This is a genomic window from Streptosporangium minutum (assembly GCF_002149035.1).
Taxonomy (GTDB): Bacteria; Actinomycetota; Actinomycetes; order Streptosporangiales; family Streptosporangiaceae; genus Streptosporangium; species Streptosporangium minutum.
This window is the reverse complement of the sequence record NZ_NGFP01000209.1, coordinates 1-16578: the sequence shown is the minus strand read 5'-3', so window position 1 is coordinate 16578 and position 16578 is coordinate 1. Positions and strand designations below refer to the sequence as shown.

18 protein-coding genes are annotated in these 16578 nt (G+C 71.2%); 4 read left to right on the top strand and 14 right to left on the bottom strand.

The genetic code is table 11. The features are described 5' to 3' along the window. Window positions 1-458 (top strand): MFS transporter (locus tag CA984_RS46580; RefSeq protein ID WP_165781508.1); only part of this gene is annotated, 458 nt, incomplete at its 5' end. A gap of 106 nt (window positions 459-564) precedes the next feature. On the opposite strand, the gene CA984_RS33105 is transcribed toward CA984_RS46580, so the two are convergent. Together CA984_RS33105 and CA984_RS33100 are read right to left on the bottom strand one after the other, a co-directional pair. After that, window positions 565-1449: a LysR family transcriptional regulator gene (locus tag CA984_RS33105; RefSeq protein ID WP_086577398.1), complete on the bottom strand. Its 885-nt coding sequence runs from the start codon at window positions 1447-1449 to the stop codon at window positions 565-567. A gap of 11 nt (window positions 1450-1460) precedes the next feature. Next, a complete protein-coding gene (locus CA984_RS33100) occupies window positions 1461-2684 on the bottom strand; it encodes an MFS transporter (RefSeq protein ID WP_086577396.1) in 1224 nt (407 codons plus the stop codon). A gap of 59 nt (window positions 2685-2743) precedes the next feature. Here CA984_RS33100 and CA984_RS33095 point away from each other — a divergent pair, with 59 nt between their 5' ends. Continuing rightward, window positions 2744-2926 carry a hypothetical protein gene (locus CA984_RS33095; protein WP_086577395.1) on the top strand — a complete coding sequence of 61 codons (183 nt, stop codon included), beginning with the start codon at window positions 2744-2746 and terminating at the stop codon, window positions 2924-2926. Here the strand turns inward: CA984_RS33095 and CA984_RS33090 are convergent. The 5 genes from CA984_RS33090 to CA984_RS33065 form a co-directional block, all read right to left on the bottom strand. Next, window positions 2916-3881 (bottom strand): NAD(P)-dependent alcohol dehydrogenase, encoded by a 966-nt coding sequence (locus CA984_RS33090; protein WP_086577394.1) that lies wholly within the window; start codon window positions 3879-3881, stop codon window positions 2916-2918. The two genes, CA984_RS33095 and CA984_RS33090, sit on opposite strands and share 11 nt — an antisense overlap. 108 nt (window positions 3882-3989) lie before the next feature. Beyond that, the gene (locus CA984_RS33085; RefSeq protein ID WP_086577393.1) at window positions 3990-4940 is read right to left on the bottom strand and encodes a permease prefix domain 1-containing protein; all 951 of its coding nucleotides are present in this window, start codon (window positions 4938-4940) and stop codon (window positions 3990-3992) included. Next, the gene (locus tag CA984_RS33080) at window positions 4937-5272 is read right to left on the bottom strand and encodes a PadR family transcriptional regulator (RefSeq protein WP_031160262.1); all 336 of its coding nucleotides are present in this window, start codon (window positions 5270-5272) and stop codon (window positions 4937-4939) included. The genes CA984_RS33085 and CA984_RS33080 overlap by 4 nt, the downstream gene beginning before the upstream one ends. A gap of 183 nt (window positions 5273-5455) precedes the next feature. Further along, window positions 5456-6259 (bottom strand): helix-turn-helix domain-containing protein, encoded by an 804-nt coding sequence (locus CA984_RS33075; RefSeq protein ID WP_086577392.1) that lies wholly within the window; start codon window positions 6257-6259, stop codon window positions 5456-5458. A 249-nt stretch (window positions 6260-6508) separates the two neighbouring features. Then, a complete protein-coding gene (locus CA984_RS33065) occupies window positions 6509-7072 on the bottom strand; it encodes a MarR family winged helix-turn-helix transcriptional regulator (protein ID WP_086577390.1) in 564 nt (187 codons plus the stop codon). Between the two features lie 39 nt (window positions 7073-7111). Between CA984_RS33065 and CA984_RS33060 the strand changes: the two genes are divergently transcribed. After that, complete coding sequence (locus CA984_RS33060; protein WP_242676311.1) at window positions 7112-8218, top strand: DMT family transporter; 1107 nt, start codon at window positions 7112-7114, stop codon at window positions 8216-8218. Here the strand turns inward: CA984_RS33060 and CA984_RS45050 are convergent. The 4 genes from CA984_RS45050 to CA984_RS33040 all read right to left on the bottom strand — a co-directional run bounded on the left by CA984_RS45050 (window position 8148) and on the right by CA984_RS33040 (window position 12287). Continuing rightward, window positions 8148-8567, bottom strand: coding sequence for an ester cyclase (locus tag CA984_RS45050; protein ID WP_108724650.1), 420 nt, complete (start codon window positions 8565-8567; stop codon window positions 8148-8150). The two genes, CA984_RS33060 and CA984_RS45050, sit on opposite strands and share 71 nt — an antisense overlap. 373 nt (window positions 8568-8940) lie before the next feature. Beyond that, on the bottom strand, window positions 8941-10584 hold the full coding sequence (locus tag CA984_RS33050; RefSeq protein WP_086577388.1) for a GMC oxidoreductase: 1644 nt from the start codon (window positions 10582-10584) through the stop codon (window positions 8941-8943). Between the two features lie 114 nt (window positions 10585-10698). Next, window positions 10699-11211, bottom strand: coding sequence for a carboxymuconolactone decarboxylase family protein (locus CA984_RS33045; protein WP_086577387.1), 513 nt, complete (start codon window positions 11209-11211; stop codon window positions 10699-10701). Continuing rightward, on the bottom strand, window positions 11208-12287 hold the full coding sequence (locus tag CA984_RS33040) for an NAD(P)H-dependent amine dehydrogenase family protein (protein WP_086577386.1): 1080 nt from the start codon (window positions 12285-12287) through the stop codon (window positions 11208-11210). The genes CA984_RS33045 and CA984_RS33040 overlap by 4 nt, the downstream gene beginning before the upstream one ends. A gap of 118 nt (window positions 12288-12405) precedes the next feature. On the opposite strand from CA984_RS33040, the gene CA984_RS33035 reads away from it, so the two are divergent. Then, on the top strand, window positions 12406-13593 hold the full coding sequence (locus tag CA984_RS33035) for a PucR family transcriptional regulator (protein ID WP_207621133.1): 1188 nt from the start codon (window positions 12406-12408) through the stop codon (window positions 13591-13593). On the opposite strand, the gene CA984_RS33030 is transcribed toward CA984_RS33035, so the two are convergent. From CA984_RS33030 to CA984_RS33020, 3 genes are read right to left on the bottom strand one after another with little or no spacing between them, the layout of a single operon-like run. Next, window positions 13580-14425 carry an SGNH/GDSL hydrolase family protein gene (locus tag CA984_RS33030; RefSeq protein WP_086577384.1) on the bottom strand — a complete coding sequence of 282 codons (846 nt, stop codon included), beginning with the start codon at window positions 14423-14425 and terminating at the stop codon, window positions 13580-13582. The genes CA984_RS33035 and CA984_RS33030 overlap by 14 nt on opposite strands. After that, window positions 14422-15300 carry a bile acid:sodium symporter family protein gene (locus CA984_RS33025; protein WP_242676310.1) on the bottom strand — a complete coding sequence of 293 codons (879 nt, stop codon included), beginning with the start codon at window positions 15298-15300 and terminating at the stop codon, window positions 14422-14424. Before CA984_RS33025 ends, CA984_RS33030 begins: the two co-directional genes overlap by 4 nt. Window positions 15301-15322: 22 nt before the next feature. Further along, window positions 15323-16441 (bottom strand): alkaline phosphatase PhoX, encoded by a 1119-nt coding sequence (locus CA984_RS33020; protein WP_086577382.1) that lies wholly within the window; start codon window positions 16439-16441, stop codon window positions 15323-15325. Window positions 16442-16578 lie beyond the last annotated feature (137 nt).

The following is a 16578-nucleotide window of genomic DNA, read 5'->3' as shown; positions in this document are numbered from 1 at the left end:
GGGAGCGCCCGTGGGTGCTGCGGAGCGGGTTGCTCTGCGCGGCGGCCGGCTATCTGGTGCTGCTCGCCACGCCGTCGGAAGGCGGCGGCGGCCAGATGGCCGGGATCCTGGCGGCCGCCGTACTCAACGGGCTGGGCAACGGGCTCATGCAGCCGGCGCTGTTCCAGACCGTCACGCGGTGCGCGCCGGCCCATCGGTTCGGGGCCTATCTGGGGGTGCTCAGCTTCCTGTCGGGCGGGTGCGCCTTCCTGGGAGGGCTCGCGGTGGGCCGGCTGTTCGACGCCGGGGGCTGGGGGCCGTCGTTGGCGCTGGCCGGCCTCGGCCTGGTCGCGCTGCTGTCCGCCGCGGCCTGTGGCCTGCTCGACCTCCGGCACGCCGGGAGCGGAGCCGGATCTCCGCACCGCCCCGACCCTGTCCCGGTCGCGCCCGGCGCGGCTGAGGGATCCGGCGGTCGATGATCTCAGCGCCGGCCGTCCGTCACCGGGCCTCGGTGAGGAGGCCGCCGTACGGGACTCCGCCTGCTGCTACGGCTGCGCGACGCGTGAGCGGCGAGGTCGTTTCCCGTCAGGGGCGTCCGGTGAATGCCCGGCGGCTGTGCGCGAGCAACTCGCGCATCGCGGGGCTGTGCGTGTCCTTCCAGATCAGGGCGAGCAGGGCGGGTGTCTCGACGTCGTCGACGGTGAGGGCGGTGAGCCGGTCGCGGTGGTGCGCGGCCATCGAGGCGCTGAGGACGGCGACGGCGAGCCCACGGGCGGCGAGGTCGGCGATGGCGTCCGCGGCGCTGGCCTGCAGCGCGATCACCGGCTGGATGCCCTGTGCCGCGCAGGCCTGGTCGAACACCGTGCGCAGGCCGGTGCCGGGGGGCATGCACACGATCGGGTAGGCGCTCAGGTCGCGCAGGGTGACCCGCCGCTGTTCCGCCAGGGGGTGCCCGGGGGGGACAGCCGCGACGAGCCTCTCACTGATGATCGTCAGCGCGTCCAGTCCGCCGGGGGTGGCGGTCGCGGTCCCGACGAGAGCCAGGTCGAGGGTGCCGGCGCGCACCCCCTCGACGAGCCGGTCGGAGTTGTCCTCCAGCAGCGAGATCTCCACACCGGGATGGGCCCGGTGGAAGGCGGCGAGGGCGTCGAACAGCGGCGTGACGGTGCAGCCGATGACCATCCCGACCGTGAGCCGGCCCCGGATCAGGTCGGTCACCTCGCCCACCGCCTGGCCGAGTGCGCCGGCGGCGGCGAGCGCGGCACGGGCGTGTTCGAGAGCGGCCTTTCCCGCGACGGTGAGGGTGGCGGTGCGTGCCGACCGGTCGAACAGCTCGGCGCCGAGCTCGCGTTCCAGCTGGCGGATCTGGGCGCTGACGCCGGACTGGCTGATGTGCACCCGCTCGGCCGCCCGGGTGAAGTTCTGCTCCTCGGCGACCGCGACGAAGTATTCCAGCTGCCTCAGTTCCATGAACATGGATTCTAGCTTTTAACGGATTCATCTGTTGAGCTTCTGGCCATCGGGTCACCGGAGGAGGCACCCGAGTCCGGCCCCGGGAGGAGGCCGCGCGCCAGCGCCAGCGTGACCGTCACGGACGCCGCCGCCATGACGGCGATCGCCGTACCCGGCGAGGTGTGCTGAGCGAGCGTGCCGGCGAGGGCGGCGGCGACGCCCTGCATGGTGATCATGCCGGAGGAGTGCAGCCCCAGCGCGTGCCCGCTCATCTCGGCCGGGGTCAGGTCCATCAGCCGCTGCTGCAGCACCAGGCTCGCCGCGTATCCGATCGAGGCCACCGTCACGGCCGCGACGGCGAGCGGCACCGGTGGGTCCACGGCGAACACCAGGTACGGCGCGGCCAGCAGGAGCAGCAGCGCGGCGCCGAGCCGCGCCTGCCACCGCGCCGGCACGAACCTGCCGACCAGGACGTCCCCGGCCAGCATGCCGGCCGCGGCGAAGGCGAAGAGCGTCCCGGCCTGCTCGGGCGCGAACGGTACGAACAGCGACTCGCAGCCGACGATCAGCCCGTTCGGCACCCACAGCGCCAGGTAGACGCGGCGGCGGGGCGCCGAGGACCACAGCCGCGCGTTGGAGCGCCACGTCGCGGCCACCGACGGCCGCCCCGAGGCCCGTGGCGCCCGCGCGCTGAGGCCGAACCTGGCGGCGCCCGCCGCGACGAGGTACAGGGCGGCGCCGGCCAGCAGCGTGCCGCGCGGCGACAGCGCCGACACCAGCACGCCGCCCGCCGCGAACCCGCAGACCTGCATGATCCCGACGGACATGTTGACCAGCGACCGCCCGAGCAGGTAGCCGTCCGCGGGCACGATCTCGTTCAGCAGCCCGTAGCGCACCCCGCCGCCCACCGAGCCGACCAGGCCGAGCCCCAGGATGATCGCGAAGACGCCCGGCAGCGGCAGCCCGGACACGGCCAGGGCAGCGGTGCCGAGGCAGAAGGCCAGCGCCACTCCCGTCATCGCGGCGCGCGGCGGAAGCCGGTCGGCGGCCGACAGCAGCGCGGCCGCGCCGATCGCCTGGGCCAGCGAGGGGCCGAACATGCTGAGGGCGGCCAGCAGCGGTGACCCGGTGGCCGCGTACACCAGCACGCCCAGCGCCAGCCCGCTCACGGTCGCCGCCGCCACCTGCGCGGAGACGGACAGGAAGAGCGGAGTGAACTCCGGCGTGCGCAGGAGCTCGCGGTAGGTACGCATGATCGGATTCTGGGTGAGCCCGCCGTACGGGCAGTAATGTTTCGCAGAGGGGCGAAACGGTGGGTCGGCGGCGGTTCCACACGGACGGGGCCCACGCCGTGGTCCCCGTTCAGGGGCGCCCGGTGGTCCTGCGGTGGTGGGAGGCGCGGGCCGTACCGGTCGGCGGGGCGCCGGGCGAGCGGTTCCGCCTCCGGGACGGGGCGGTGCCGCACGTCATGGGCCGGGCCGGGTTCACGGCGTGAGCACGATCTTGCCGCGGGCGTGCTCCGTTTCGAGGAGGCGGATGGCGTCGGCGGTCTCGCTCAGGGGATACGTCCGTTCGATCACCGGCGTGATCTTTCCTGTCGCGACGAGCCCGGCGAGGAGGGTCAGGTCTTCGGTGCTGCGCCTGGCGGCCAGTCCGCGGAGCCTCTGGCTCAGGAACGGCGAGGTCACGGCGGCGGCGATCAGTCGTGGCAGGGGGCCGAGCACCGCGCCGCCGGCGCCGCTGGAGGAGACGTAGACGCCCTTCGGCGCGAGCACCCGGCGGAACTCGGAGAGCCGGTGGTTTCCCACGAGGTCGATGACGACGTCGAATCGGCCCGCGCCCCGGGTGACGTCCTCGCGGGTGTAGTCGATCACGTGGTGGGCGCCGATCGAGCGCGCCAGGTCCATGTTGCGGGTGCTGCAGACGCCGGTGGCCTCCGCGCCGAGCGCCTTCGCGAGCTGGACGGCGAAGGTGCCGACCCCGCCGGAGGCCCCGTTGACGAGCACCGTCCGGCCGGGGCCGGTCTCGCCGAGCCGCAGCGCCTGCAGCGCGGTCGTCGCGGCCACCGGCAGGGTGGCCGCCTGCGCGAACGTCACCTCGGCGGGTTTCGGGGCCAGGTGCGCTACCGGCGCCGCCACGTACTCGGCGAAACCCCGCTGGCTCATCTCGCCGAACACTTCGTCGCCGACCTGGAAGCCCGTCGCCTTCGCGCCGACCGCTTCCACCGTCCCGGCGACGGCGCGTCCCAGGATGGTCTGCCTCGGGCGCCGGAGCCCGAACGCGAGGCGCAGGAGGGCGGGGGAACCGTGCATGGCGGCCAGGTCGCCGTGGTTGACGGAAGCGGCGCGGACCCGCACGAGCACCTCGTCGTCGCCGATGGCGGGCTTCTCGACATCGGTGTGGCGCAGGACCTCGGCTGAGCCGTACTCGTCGTAGGCGATCGCTTTCACGTGTGCTCCTCGTTTCGGTGGCGGGTCGGCGCGGCCCCCGGGGGTGGGGGACGTCGCGTGGGAGAGGTTCGCCCGGTCTGGTTCTCCGGGGCGGGGATCGGCGGCCGCTCAGCGGTGACGCGCTCGGGCGATCCCCTCGGCGACGGTGTGGACGAGCGTGCCGACGGAGGTCACGACGAGTCCCGTGCCGATCCACCGCGGTACGCTCTGCGGCCACCTGGCCGCCTCGACGAAGGCCGGGTTGAGCACCCTGTCGTTCACGGCGAGCCAGATCAGCGTGATCGCGCAGGCGATGAGGACCAGCGACCCGGTGACGGCGAGGGGAACGCTCCAGCGCGCGTAGTGCTTCGCGAAGGAGAAGCCGAGGCTCGCGATCACCAGGGCGATGAAGAGGTACACGATGCCGGTCTCCCACAGCCAGGGCGAGAGCACGCCGATGGGGGCGCCGGCCGCGTCCGTCTCGGTGCTCACCGCCGGTGAGAGCAGCACGAGGGTCGTGAAGAGGACCAGCAGCACCGTCTGGGTGATCAGCTCGCCGTACCGGGCGCGGCGGCTGGGCGGCTCCGGCAGTGCGGCGGGGGTCCAGGGCCGTGCCGGCGTCCGGCGCGGGGCGGCGGTGCGTTCGATGATCGCGAAGAGGAGCGTCGTCCAGAGGACGATGTGGGCGCCGGCCGTGAGGGCCGCGCCCAGGGGGTCGCCGATCAAGCGGGGGGCGGTGGCGCCCTGGAGGCCCCGTGCGAGTCCGACGACCGCGGCGACGGCGGGCACGATCGTCGCCAGCAGGGTGGCAAGCAGCCGCGTGTAGTCGAGGTACAGCGCGGGGCCGATGAGGTGGAGCGGGCGATCGGCGTAGCCGGCGGCCAGCCGCGCCGGGTCGCCGAGCTCGGTGAGCGCCGCGAGCTCCGCTTCGGCGGGGTCGCTTCCGGCTTCGAGACGATCGTCGACGGCGTCCGCGATCGAGGCGCGGAGCTCCTTTTCGATGTCGGGGCGCTGCCTGCCGGGCAGGTGGCGCAGGATCGCGTCGACGTAGCGGTCGGTGAGGGTGCTCGTGGTGGTCATGACTCGCCCTTCAGGGTGCGGAACGCGGTGTCGAGCTCGTCCCAGCCGCGGCTCAGGGTGTCGGCGAGCGCGACGCCCTTGTCGCTCGTGCGGTAGAACTTGCGCGGCCGGGACTCCTCGGTGTTCCAGTCGCTGGTCAGGAGCTCCTGTTTCTCGAGGCGGCGCAGGAGCGGGTAGAGGGTGTTGGCGTCGACGGCGAAGCCGCGCCGGCCGAGCAGGTCGAGCAGGGCGTACCCGTAGTTCGGCTGCTTCAGGATGAGCAGGCAGGCGAGCACGACGGTGCCCCGCCGAAGTTCCTGCAGGTGGGTCGAGAGCAGCTCATCGTCAAGCATGGAAACACAATATTGTGTGCCACACAGTAATGCAACGCGTCGGCCGTCGGAACGGGTCTCCGGCCGGCCGCGGGCCTCCTGCAGCCCGTCATCCGGGCGTGGCGGGACGAGGGGGTATGCGCGAGGGCGTGATCATCCGCGTTGGGGGCTTCGCCGTACGTCCGTCACCGGCTCACCGGCCGGCTACACGGCGCGGGCGAGCCGCGAATACCGCGCCGGGGAGGTGCCTGTCGAGGCGGTGAAGTCGCGGATGAAATGGGCTTGGTCGGCGTAGCCGAGTTCGGCGGCGAGGGCGGACCAGTCCTGTGGGGCGGCGGCCGCGCGTGCGGCGGCCTCCTGCATGCGGGCACGGCGGATCACCCACTTGGGGCCGACGCCGACGTACTCGGCGAACAGCCGCTGCAGCCGGCGCGTGTTCACACCGGTGGCCGTGGCGAGCTGGGACACCCGCAGGACGGAGGGGTCACGCATGATCGCCGCGACCATGCCGGCGGCCTCGTCGACGGCCGGGTCCGGCTCGGGCCGGCGGCTTCGCAGCAGCCCGGCCGCGAGGTCGAGCGCGGCGGGGACCGAGGGTTCGGCGATGATCGCATCCGCCGTCGTACGGGCGGCCGGGCCGAAGACCTTCTCGATGTCGAGGGTCCGGCCGGTGAGGGCGGACACCGGGGTCGTGAGGAAGGGGCGGAAGCCTCCCGGCCGGAACCGCACGCCCACGACCCGGCCGGCTCCGGAGATCTCCTCGGTGAACGCGTCACGGACGACGCCGGTGACCCGTGCCCGCCCGCCGGTGGTGAAGCTCAGGTGAACCATCGGATCGGTGAGGACCCGCTGCCGGTGCGGCCTGGTCAGGTCCCAGTGGAGGATCCAGTAGCCGTCGACGAACTGCGCCAGATCCGCAGGGGCCGGTTCCCGGGTGAGCCGGAACCGCTCGGCGGCCGTCCGGGGGTTCAGGATGCCCCGCTGCCGCGTCTGCTCGATACCGTCCATCGTCGTACGTCTACCGTGTCCTGGGGGAAAGGGATGAGATCTCTGATGACCCGCGCGCCGGAGGCGGCCGACGAGGTCGTGCGGGGGGTGGAGCGGGACCGGCTCGACGGTCACACGCCCTGCCCGGGGCCGGATGTGCGGGGGCCGGTGAACCATCCGATCCTGTGGACCGGATTCCGAGGTTACACCGCGGGACTCAGGCAGCCGCCCGGTCGGCCCGGGGCGGCGGCCGTACCCTCGGGTTCCGGCTCAGCGGTCCGCTGACCGCCGGGACCGTGGCGTATTTCCGCGAAGGGCTCGGTTCTCCGGCTGGAGGGGTGCTTCGAAGCGGGTCAGCCAGGTGGCGAGGAGTGATTCGAGGTGCGCGGCCTCTTCGGGGGTCAGCTCCTCGACGAGACGGCGTTCGTTGCGTATGTGTTCGGTGAACGCCTGGTCGATCAGCTCCCTGCCCGCGGCGGTGAGCGCGACCACCCGCCCGCGGCCGTCGCTCTCGCTCGGGCGGCGGGTGACGAGCCCGTCGCGTTCGAGCCGGTCGATGCGTTTGGTCATCGCGCCGGTGGTGACCATCGTGAAGGCGGCGAGCTCTCCGGGGGCGCGCTCGAACGGCGCGCCGGCGCGCCGGAGGGCGGCGAGGACGTCGAACTCCCCCTCCCCGAGCCCGTACCGCCGGTAGACGACACAGAGCTGTTCGGTGAGGTGCCCGGCGAGGCGGTGAAGGCGGCCGATCACCCCCTGCGGGCTCACATCCAGGTCGGGGCGCTCGCGCGCCCATTCCTTCTGGATGCGGGCGACGTGATCCAGCGGTTCGGTCATGACGGCAGCATAGCTTCCACAGAAGCTATATTGTCTTCCATGGAAGCTGCTTTTCGCTGGGCGCTGGTCACCGCGATAGCGCCGGTCGCGTGGGGGACGAACTACTTCGTCACCCACCAGTTCCTCCCGGCCGGCTACCCGCTGTACGGGGCGGCCATCAGGGCGCTGCCCGCGGGACTCCTGCTCCTGCTCGTCAGCGGGAAGCGCCCCCGTGGATCGTGGTGGTGGAAGTCCCTGGCTCTCGGGACCCTCAACATGAGTGCGTTCTTCGCGCTGATCTACCTGGCGGCTCAGCTGCTTCCGACGAGCGTCGCCTCGGCGGTCATGGCTACGTCGCCCGTCGTGATGATGCTCCTGGCCTGGTCGCTGCTCTCGGAGCGCCCGCGGATCCCGCACCTGGCCGGAGCCGGCATCGGCGTCGCGGGTGTGTGCCTCATGCTGTTCACCGGCGTGGCCGCCGTCGGTGTCCTCGGCGTGCTCGCCTCCATCGCGGCCATGGTGATGTCGTCGCTCGGCTATGTGCTGGCCAAGAGATGGAGCGCGGGGGTCGACGTGCTGTCGTCGACCTCGTGGCAGCTCATCGCCGGGGGAGTCGTCCTGGTGCCTTTCGCCGTCGTGGCGGAGGGGGCGCCGCCGGCTCTGGAGGGACCCGCGATCCTCGGGTTCGCTTACGTCACCGTCGTCGCGACGGCCCTCGCCTTCGCCGCCTGGTTCGCGGGGCTGCGGCATCTGCCGGCGGGAACCGTGGGACTCGTCGGGTTGCTGAATCCGGTGACCGGGGTGCTGCTCGGCACCACGGTGGCCGGAGAGGCACTCACCGCGCGTCAGCTCTGCGGCCTGGTGCTGGTCCTCCTCGGAATCCTCCTCGGGCAGCCCGGCGCGGCCCGCCTCGCCGCACTCGTCCGCGGCCGGGTCTGCCGCCCCTCGCCACCGGCCGGCGCGGCGCCCGCCACGGCCGCGTCCCCCGCCGGGCCGTCACCGCCTCGGTCCCCGGCCACGACCACCTCCATCCGCCCGAGAGGTGTCAGCGATCATGAGATGGCCACCGGCACCGCGAACACGCCGGGTCAGGAGGTCACCCGCGGGGGAAGCCGAGCTGGGTGCGTAACTCCAACTGATCGAAGTAGAGACGCAGGCTCACGATGAGCCCGTTCTCGACCGTGCAGATGTAGCAGCAGCGCAGTGAGACGGGGCGACCCGTCGGCGTGACCACTTGGCCGTCGGGCATCATGTACGGGCCCTTGTGGGTGCCCACCATCAACAGCTCGTCAACCACCACATCACCGGCGTCGAACGACTCCACGACCACCGCGTGGACGTCCGGAAAGGCTTCCCAGAACTGTCCTATGTACGAGGCGAGTTCTTCGTGGCCCTGGGACAGGCCTTCCGGGCTGACGGTCACCCCGGTCGGGCTGACGGTGCGCAGCAGCGCGTCCATGTCATGGACGTTGAACGCGGCGGTGTACCTGTCGCGTACCTCCCGGGCGTCGGTCATGGTGTCGCCCTCCTCCCGAGTCGATGCGTGCGACGCGGCCGCCTCTCCAAGGGGGCTGTCGTATCGATCGCCACGACGACCGAGGCGGACACCTCGCCGGACCCGCTGCTCATCCCAAGCATATGACCAGGGCGGTTCCGCCGGCCCGGCGCCGAACCCGGTCGAGGCCCAGGAGCCGGCGGCGACGCGCGGCCACGCGGCCGGCGCCGGTCCGGCCGGCGGCGCGGACGGCTCGCGTACGGTCATCCGATTGCGGTCCGTCGCCGCTCACACCGTCTGGTCCGGAACCCGTTTCACGCCGTCAGGACCATGCGCGTCCCGCGGGGAAGGTCGGCCACACGCGCCCGTGGCCGACTACCGCACCGGGGTCTCGTCACAGATCGGTGGCTATGATCTTTTCGATGTTCCGTTCGGCGAGCGCCGTGATGGTGACGAACGGGTTGACGCTGGTGTTGCCGGGGATCAGCGAGCCGTCGATGACGTACAGGCCGGGATGGCCGGTGAGACGGCCGTAGTTGTCGGTGGCCTTGTTCAGGACCGCGCCGCCGAGCGGGTGGTAGGTGAGGTGATCGCCCCAGATCTTGTAGGTGCCGAAGAGGTCGGTCCGGTAGATCGTCCCCTCCTTCGCGTTGATCTTGTCGAAGATCGTCTTCGCCATGTCGATGGCCGGCTGCTTCCAGGAGGTCTGCCAGTTCAGGTCGGCCTTGCCGGTCGCGGCGTTCCAGGAGAACTGGGCGCGGTTCGGGTTCTTGGTGATCGCCAGGTAGAACGAGGCGTAGGTCTCGATCCCGGTGGGCAGCGGTGCGACCTCGGCGAACGCGCCGCCGGCCGCCCAGTTGTCGATGCCGGCGCAGGGGATGGCCGACTGGAGGCTCCCGGTCGGGTCCCACATGTGGTTGGCGCGGCCGCACATGACGTTGCCGTTGTCGCCCCAGCCCTTGCCGATCTCGTCGTTGAGGTTGGGCAGTGCGCCGGTGGCCTTCAACTTGACCAGCAGCTTGCTGGTGCCGACGCTGCCGGCGGCGAAGAACACCCTGTCCGCGGTCACGGTCTTGGTGGCCGTGGTGTCGCCGTTGGTGTTGAGCTGGTCGATGACGACCGTGTAGCCGCCGCCGGCCGCCGGGGCGACCGAGGTGACCTTGTGCAGCGGCGAGATGGCGACCCTGCCGGTGGCCTTGGCCCGGGCGATGTAGGTCTGCTGCAGCGATTTCTTGCCGTGGTTGTTGCCGTAGAGGATCTCGCCGGCCAGCGCCGACTTGGTGACGGTCCCGGCCGCCTCCTGCTTCATGTAGTCCCAGTCGTACACGTCGGGCACGAAGACGAACGGGAAGCCGGAACGCTGGGCGTGCTTACGGCCGACCCGGGCGTACTGGTAGCAGGCGGTGGAGTCGAACCAGGCCGGATCGACGGAGCTGACCCCCAGCCCGGCGTTGGCGCGCGGGTAGTAGATGTCGTACATCTCGGCGGCGTTCACCGACGGGAGGACGGCGCCGAAGTTCTCGCGCTTGGGAGTGACCGCCATGCCGCCGTTGACCAGCGAGCCGCCGCCGACGCCGCGGCCCTGGTAGACCGTGATGCCGCTGAAGTCCTCGGCGTCCAGGATTCCGGTGTAGCGGGAGATGTCCCTGTCGATCGGGAAGCCGAGGAAGTAGTTGAGGGGCGCCTTGCTCCTGGTGCGCAGCCAGTAGGACCGGTGGTCGGGCTCGCGCGTGTTGCAGAAGATCTTGCCGTCGGGGCCGGGGGTGTCCCAGGCCATGCCCATCTCGATCATGTGCACGTCGACGCCCGCCTGGGCGAGACGCAGGGCGGCGACGGAGCCGCCGTATCCGGTGCCGATCACCAGGGCCGGGACGCGGGCCCCGCTGGTGATCGGAGCGGCCGCGGGGACGGCCGCCGCCTGGGCTGCGGTGGCGCGACCCGTAAGGGCCGCGACCCCCAAGAGGGAACCGGTTCCAGCGATGAATCCACGACGTGAGATCCATTTGGAGCCGGTACTGCCCGAGGTGTTGTCGCTCATGTACTGTTCCTCACTCTCAATGAAATGAGAACGGGTTCTACATATTGCTCACGCGTTGAGCCGCTCCGTGCCTCGTAGGTGTCCTCTGTCCGACCGCACGCCTGGAGCGCCAGGTCACCGCGTGTCCGCCCGCCTGACGGAGGGCGATGAGCCGCCGGGCAGCGCGCACACGGTGTCGAGGCCCAGCACATGGTTGAGCCGGCCGAACGCCAGCCAGGAGCCGATGCTCATGCTCAGCTCCACGATCTCGAGCTGGCTGTAGTGCGCGGTCATCCGAGTCCAGAACTCGTCGTCGAGGCCGTGGTGATCCAGGGCGTACCGCTCGGCGTACTCGGCGGCCAGCCGGGTGCGGTCGTCGAAGGCGTCGGTGGTGCGCCACCGGGTCACCGCGTCGGCGAACTCCTCCTCGACCTTCTGCCCGTCCCGTTCGGTCCGCCAGTCGAGGCAGAAGACGCACCCGTTGATCTGCGCGATCCGCAGCCGTGCGGCCTCGAACTCGCGGAGCCCGAGGGTCGTGTGGGCGTACACCGACAGCGAGAAATTCGAGGCGGCGATCCCGATGCCCGGAACCATCTCGCCCCACACGTACTCGATCGCGTCCCTGCCCTCGGGGATGTCGATGTTCATGGTTGTCTCCTCCCGAGTTTGCCGACCGCGGGACGCAGCGGGACGTCGAGCGCGTCGTAGAGTCCGGGTTCCGCGTCCAGGAGCCAGTCGATGGCGCTCACCAGCCGGCCGACCGCGGTGGCGTTCCCGCCCGCGGCCCGGCTGCCGCCCTCGTCGGTGGCCTCGACCGTGACCTCGATGCGCGGGCGGCCCTCGATGATCACCCGGTGTGCCCCGTCGCCGTCGGGCGGCGTCGGCCAGTCCGGCGCGCAGGACGGGTGGATGCGGGTGACGTGCTCGATGACGATGCGGGGTTCGCCCTCGACGATGCCCTGCACCTCGAACCGGACCGCGCCCTGGGTGCCGGCCTCGAACTCGCCCATCGTCGTGGTGCTCACCGTGGAGTCGAGCGGGCGCCGGTCCAGGGTCTCGCGGATCTCGTCGAGTTCGACGCCGAGGGCCCTGGCCATCAGCCGTACCTGCCCGCCCCACACCATGGTCGGCACCGTCGGCGCGATCATCGGCGGCTCGTAGTCCATCGGCTGGCCCATGCCGACCAGGTACCGGACCGAGTCGGGCTGGTCGTAGGTCGAGTAGTCGAAGATCTCCTGGCAGCGGATCACGTCTACGACGGTGCCGAGTCCGCTGATCAGCAGTGGCAGCACGTCGTTGCCCCAGCCGGGGTCGACGCCGGAGACGAACAGCGAGCCGCCGCCGTCCGCGATGGCGGCCAGCACCGGTTCCCGTAGCTCCGGCGGCGCGTTGCGCTGGTCGTAGAGGGCGTACATCGCGGGGGTGACGACCACGGCGCCGGCCCGGATCGCCCTGATGATGTCGGCGAGGGCCTCGTCGGGACGGATGTCGCCGGACGCCGCGTACACCACGGCGCGGGGGCCGGTGGCCAGCACCGCGTCGATGTCGTCGGTCGCCGCGACCCCCAGATCGCAGCCGAGCCCGCCGAGATCGCCGGCGTCGCGGCCGACCTTGCCGGGGTCGTGGACGAGCACGGCAGTGAGTTTCAGCGCCGGGTGGGCCTCGACGGCGCGGATGGCCGCGCGGCCGACGTTGCCGGTACCCCAGACGATCGTGGACACCATGGCCGGAGCGTAGCAAGCGCTTGGTTCAGTGTATAGTGCCGCCGCGACGGCGCCTCCTCCGTCCTGCTGTCCCACTGAATGGGTGGATATCGCAACCTGGTGTGAGACAGTGGCAGACGTGCTCATCCTGGCTGGATGTCCCGTGCACGAGCTGCTGGAACGCCAGGCGACCAGCCTGGCCAGGCAGCTCGTACACGTCTTCGTCGAAGAGATCCCCATCTACCGGCGACTGCCCAGGGAGGAGCTCGAAGGCGACATCACCATGATCACCGAGCACAACCTGCGGATGATCTGCGAGATGTTCCGCCACGGGCACCCGCCCTCCTCCGCCGAGCTGGCCCCGTTACGCGCCTCGGCCGCGCGCCGCGCCCAGGAACGGGTACCGCTCGAAGCCCTGCTCGCCGCCTACCACCTGGGCGCCCGCTGGATCTGGGACCGCCTGATCGCCACCGCCACGCCGGCCGACTTCGCGGCGGTGGTCGACATGAACCGCCTCGTCCTGGTCTATATCGAGGCGGTGACCTCCGCTGTGGGCGCCGCCTACCTGCAGGAGCGCGAGGGCATGCTCAGCCAGGAGCAGCACGCCATGCACGCCGCCGTCTCCGCGCTGCTCGGCGGCGATCACGCGGCCCTGGCGGCGGTACGGCTGGCGCCCGGCTACCTGGTCATGGCGATCGCGGTGGGCGCGCACCCTGACGAGAAGCAGGACGAGCCCGGCGGATCGATCGCCGCCCGGCGCAAGCTGGCCAGGATCAGGGACGCCGTGCAGCGTTACGCCTCCGAACAGGTCCTGTTCGTGCTGGACGCGACGGGCGGCCTCGTGCTGTTGCCCTGCGGCGGCGAGCCACCGGCCCCGGCCGAGGTCGTCGAGGCGATGTCCAGGGCGGCGGGGGTGCCGGTCTGGGCGGCGGCCGAGCAGGCGACGCCCGCCGAGGTCTCGGCCGCCGCGGGAGTGACGGAGGAGGTGCTGGAGGTGGCGCGGATCTTCGGGCACCCGCCGGGCGCCTACCGGCTGGCCGACGTGCTGCTGGAGTACCAGCTCACCCGGCCGAGCAGGGCCACCGCCAGGCTCGCGGGCCTGCTCGACCCTCTGCTGGACAACCCCGACCTGCTCAGGACGCTCAAGGTCTATCTGGAGACCGGGCTCGACCGCCGCCGCACGGCCGAGCTGCTGCACGTGCACCCCAACACCGTCGACTACCGGTTGCGCCGGGCGGTGAGCTTGACCGGCCTCGACCCGGCCGACCCAGCGCAGCTCCAGCAGATCGGAGCCGCGCTGGCGGCCAGGAGGCTCACGCCCCGCTGACGGCGGCGATCACCGCCTCCGCGAAGCCGCGCATCCCGCGCGCGTTGGGGTGGAAAGGCGTCGCCGGCGAAGCCGGGACGTAGGGCTCGATCCACCGGGTCCCCGCCGACGTGCACGGGTCGTGACCCGTGCTCGGCGTCTGCAGGTCGATGAAGCCGACGCCCGCCGCCGCCGCCTGCTCCGCCAGTGCCTGGTTGAAGTACTGCAGGGTCGCGCGGATGTAGTTGGCGTCCTGCTTGATGATCGGCACCCGCGGGTAGCAGCCGTTGGGCGGGGCGTAGGTCCCGTAACCCACCACGAAGATCCTGGCCTGCGGTGAGCGGGTACGGATGTCGGCGACCAGAGTGGTCAGCTTCGGGCGCAGCGCGTCGGTTTTGACCCGCCAGGTGTCCTGCCCGTTCTCCATGTAGTCGTCGTTGCAGGCGTCGCCGACGGGCGGCGGCAGCAGGTTCAGGCAGTCCTCGATGAAGCCGGTCAGACCGATGTCGTTGGCGCCGATCTGTACGGTGACCAGCGTGGTGTCCTGGCTGAGCGCGTTCAGCTGCGGCGGCACCGAGCCGAGGTCGGTGCCCTGCGCGTTGTACATGTCCTTGGTGTCGGCGCCCGAGCAGGTGACGTCACGGAACGCGGCGGCTCCGATGGCCTGCGCGGTGAGGTGGGCGTAGTTGCGGTTGGAGCGCCAGCACCCGAGGTCGGGTACCACCTGGTCGGGCACCAGCGGCCCGGAGGCGGCCGAGTCACCCAGGGCCACATACACCTCACCGGCTGAGGCTTGGGCGGGCGGGGCGATGGAGACCGCCAGGACGATCGCGGCGATCACTGATCGGATCACACTGAACTCCCTTCGGAAAGGATCGGCTCTGCCGTACGAGGTCTGAGCAGGAACCCGGCTGCTGCCGCGGTGAAGAACATCAGCACGCCGTAGGTGGCGGCAGGGATGGCCATCTGGGCGCTGTTCAGCAGGGAGAGCGCCACCGCGATCGACAGCGTGCCGTTGTGGATCCCGATCTCCATGCAGGAGGCGACGGCCTGCTCGCGCCGTACTCCGGCCAGGCGCGGCGCCCAGTAACCGATCGTCAGGCTGATCACGCTGAACGCCAGCGTGATCAGGCCCACCGACTGGATGTAGCCGCCGAGGTTGTCGAGCTCCTGGAGCAGCGCGCCGGCGATCACCAGCGCCAGGATGACCGCCGACGCGATCTTGACGGGCGTGTTCATCCGTTCGGCGAAGCGCGGCGCCATGGCGCGGACCGCCATGCCGGCGGCGACCGGCACCAGCACGACCGCCATCACCTGCAGGGTCTTGTCGAACTGCAGGCCGAGCGTGCCTGAGCCGCCGGCGAAGTAGGACAGCGACAGGTTGGTCACCAGCGGCAACGTCACCACGGCCAGAACCGAGTTGATCGCGGTCAGCGTCACGTTGAGCGCGACGTCGCCGCCGAACAGGTGGCTGAAGAGGTTGGCCGTCGTGCCGCCGGGCGAGGCGGCCAGCAGCATCATGCCGACGGCGAGAGGGGCCGGCAGGTCGAAGGCGACCACCAGGCCGAAGCAGATCGCGGGCAGCACCAGGATCTGGCAGCCCAGCGCCACGACGGTGGCCTTCGGATAGACGACGACGCGGCGGAAGTCGGAGATCGTCAGGCTCAGTCCGAGGCCGAACATGATGATCGCCAGCGCGATGGGCAGGAGGGTTCCGGCAAGGGCCATGGGGGGTGCTCCTCGGGAGGGATCAGCGGCGGAAAGGCCCGCTGACCTCATAGGTGATACCGCCCGTTCCCGCCCGTTCGCCGCTGGTGCCGCGCTGGGAGGAGAAGTACAGGCGGGTGCCGTCGGGGGAGAAGGCGGGGCCGGTGATCTCGGATTCGCTCTGGCCGTCGAGCCGCATGACCGGCGCGACCACCCGGCCCGGGGTGATGATGTTGATCTCCATGTTGCCGCCGTCCTCGGCGACGTAGAGGTCACCGCCCTGGGTGCCGGTGATGTTGTCGATGCCGGTGAGCGTGCCGGTGCTGTCGTAGATCGCGGTCACCGTCTGGCGCGTGGCGTCATAGGCCCACACGCTCCGGTCGCCCTTGGCGGTGAAGTAGCAGACGCCGTCCGCGTAGTGGCAGCCCTCGCCGCCGTCGAAGTGCCTGGCCGCGCTCACCTGGTGCCTGGTCTGCTTCTGGAAGACGCCGGGCGCCGGGTCGGGTACCGCCCGCCAGAGGTTGTCGGTGCAGAAGACCTCGAGACGGCCGCTGGACAGCTCGCCCCAGACGTTCGGAACGAAGCGGTAGAAGCAGCCGTCATCCTCGTCCTCGGTCAGGTAGACGACCCGGTGATCGGGGTCGCAGGCGGCGGCCTCGTGTTTGAACTTGCCCATCGCCGGACGCTGCTGGGCGCCGCGCGCGCCGTACGGATCGGTCTCGTAGACCTTGCCGCGGAAGATCTCCTCACACGAGAGCCAGGTGTTCCACGGCGTGCGCCCGCCCGCGCAGTTGAGGTTGGTGCCCGACAGGATCCGGTAGGCCCGATCGATCGAGCCGTCGGCCCTGAACTTGATCGCCGAAGCGCCCCCGACCAGCGGGACCTCGGAGTTGGAGACGTAGATCCAGCCGGTGCCGTCGGCGAAGCAGGCGCCGCCGTCCGGGGCCGGGTGCCAGAGGGTGCCGCCGACGGAGTGACCCGACCTGGCCACCACCCTGCTGCTGAACCCGGCCGGCAGCGCGACGCCGTTGGCGTCGGGCTCGCCGAGCGGGCCGTACGGGCTCTCGCCCGCGACCACCGTGGAGGCGAGCGCGGCGTTCTGCCACAGGGTGCCGGACAGGGCGACGGCGGAGAGGGACACGATGAAGGTGCGGCGTTGCATAGGGGCTCCAGTGATCGCCTACATTTCTCCCCCCCAAACCATGGGCTGGCGGCGGTCTTCTGGGAACTGGAGGAGGCAGTAAATCTGAGCGGTCAAATCTGTGACAGATCACAAACCTCGGACTGCCCCTGTGCGGC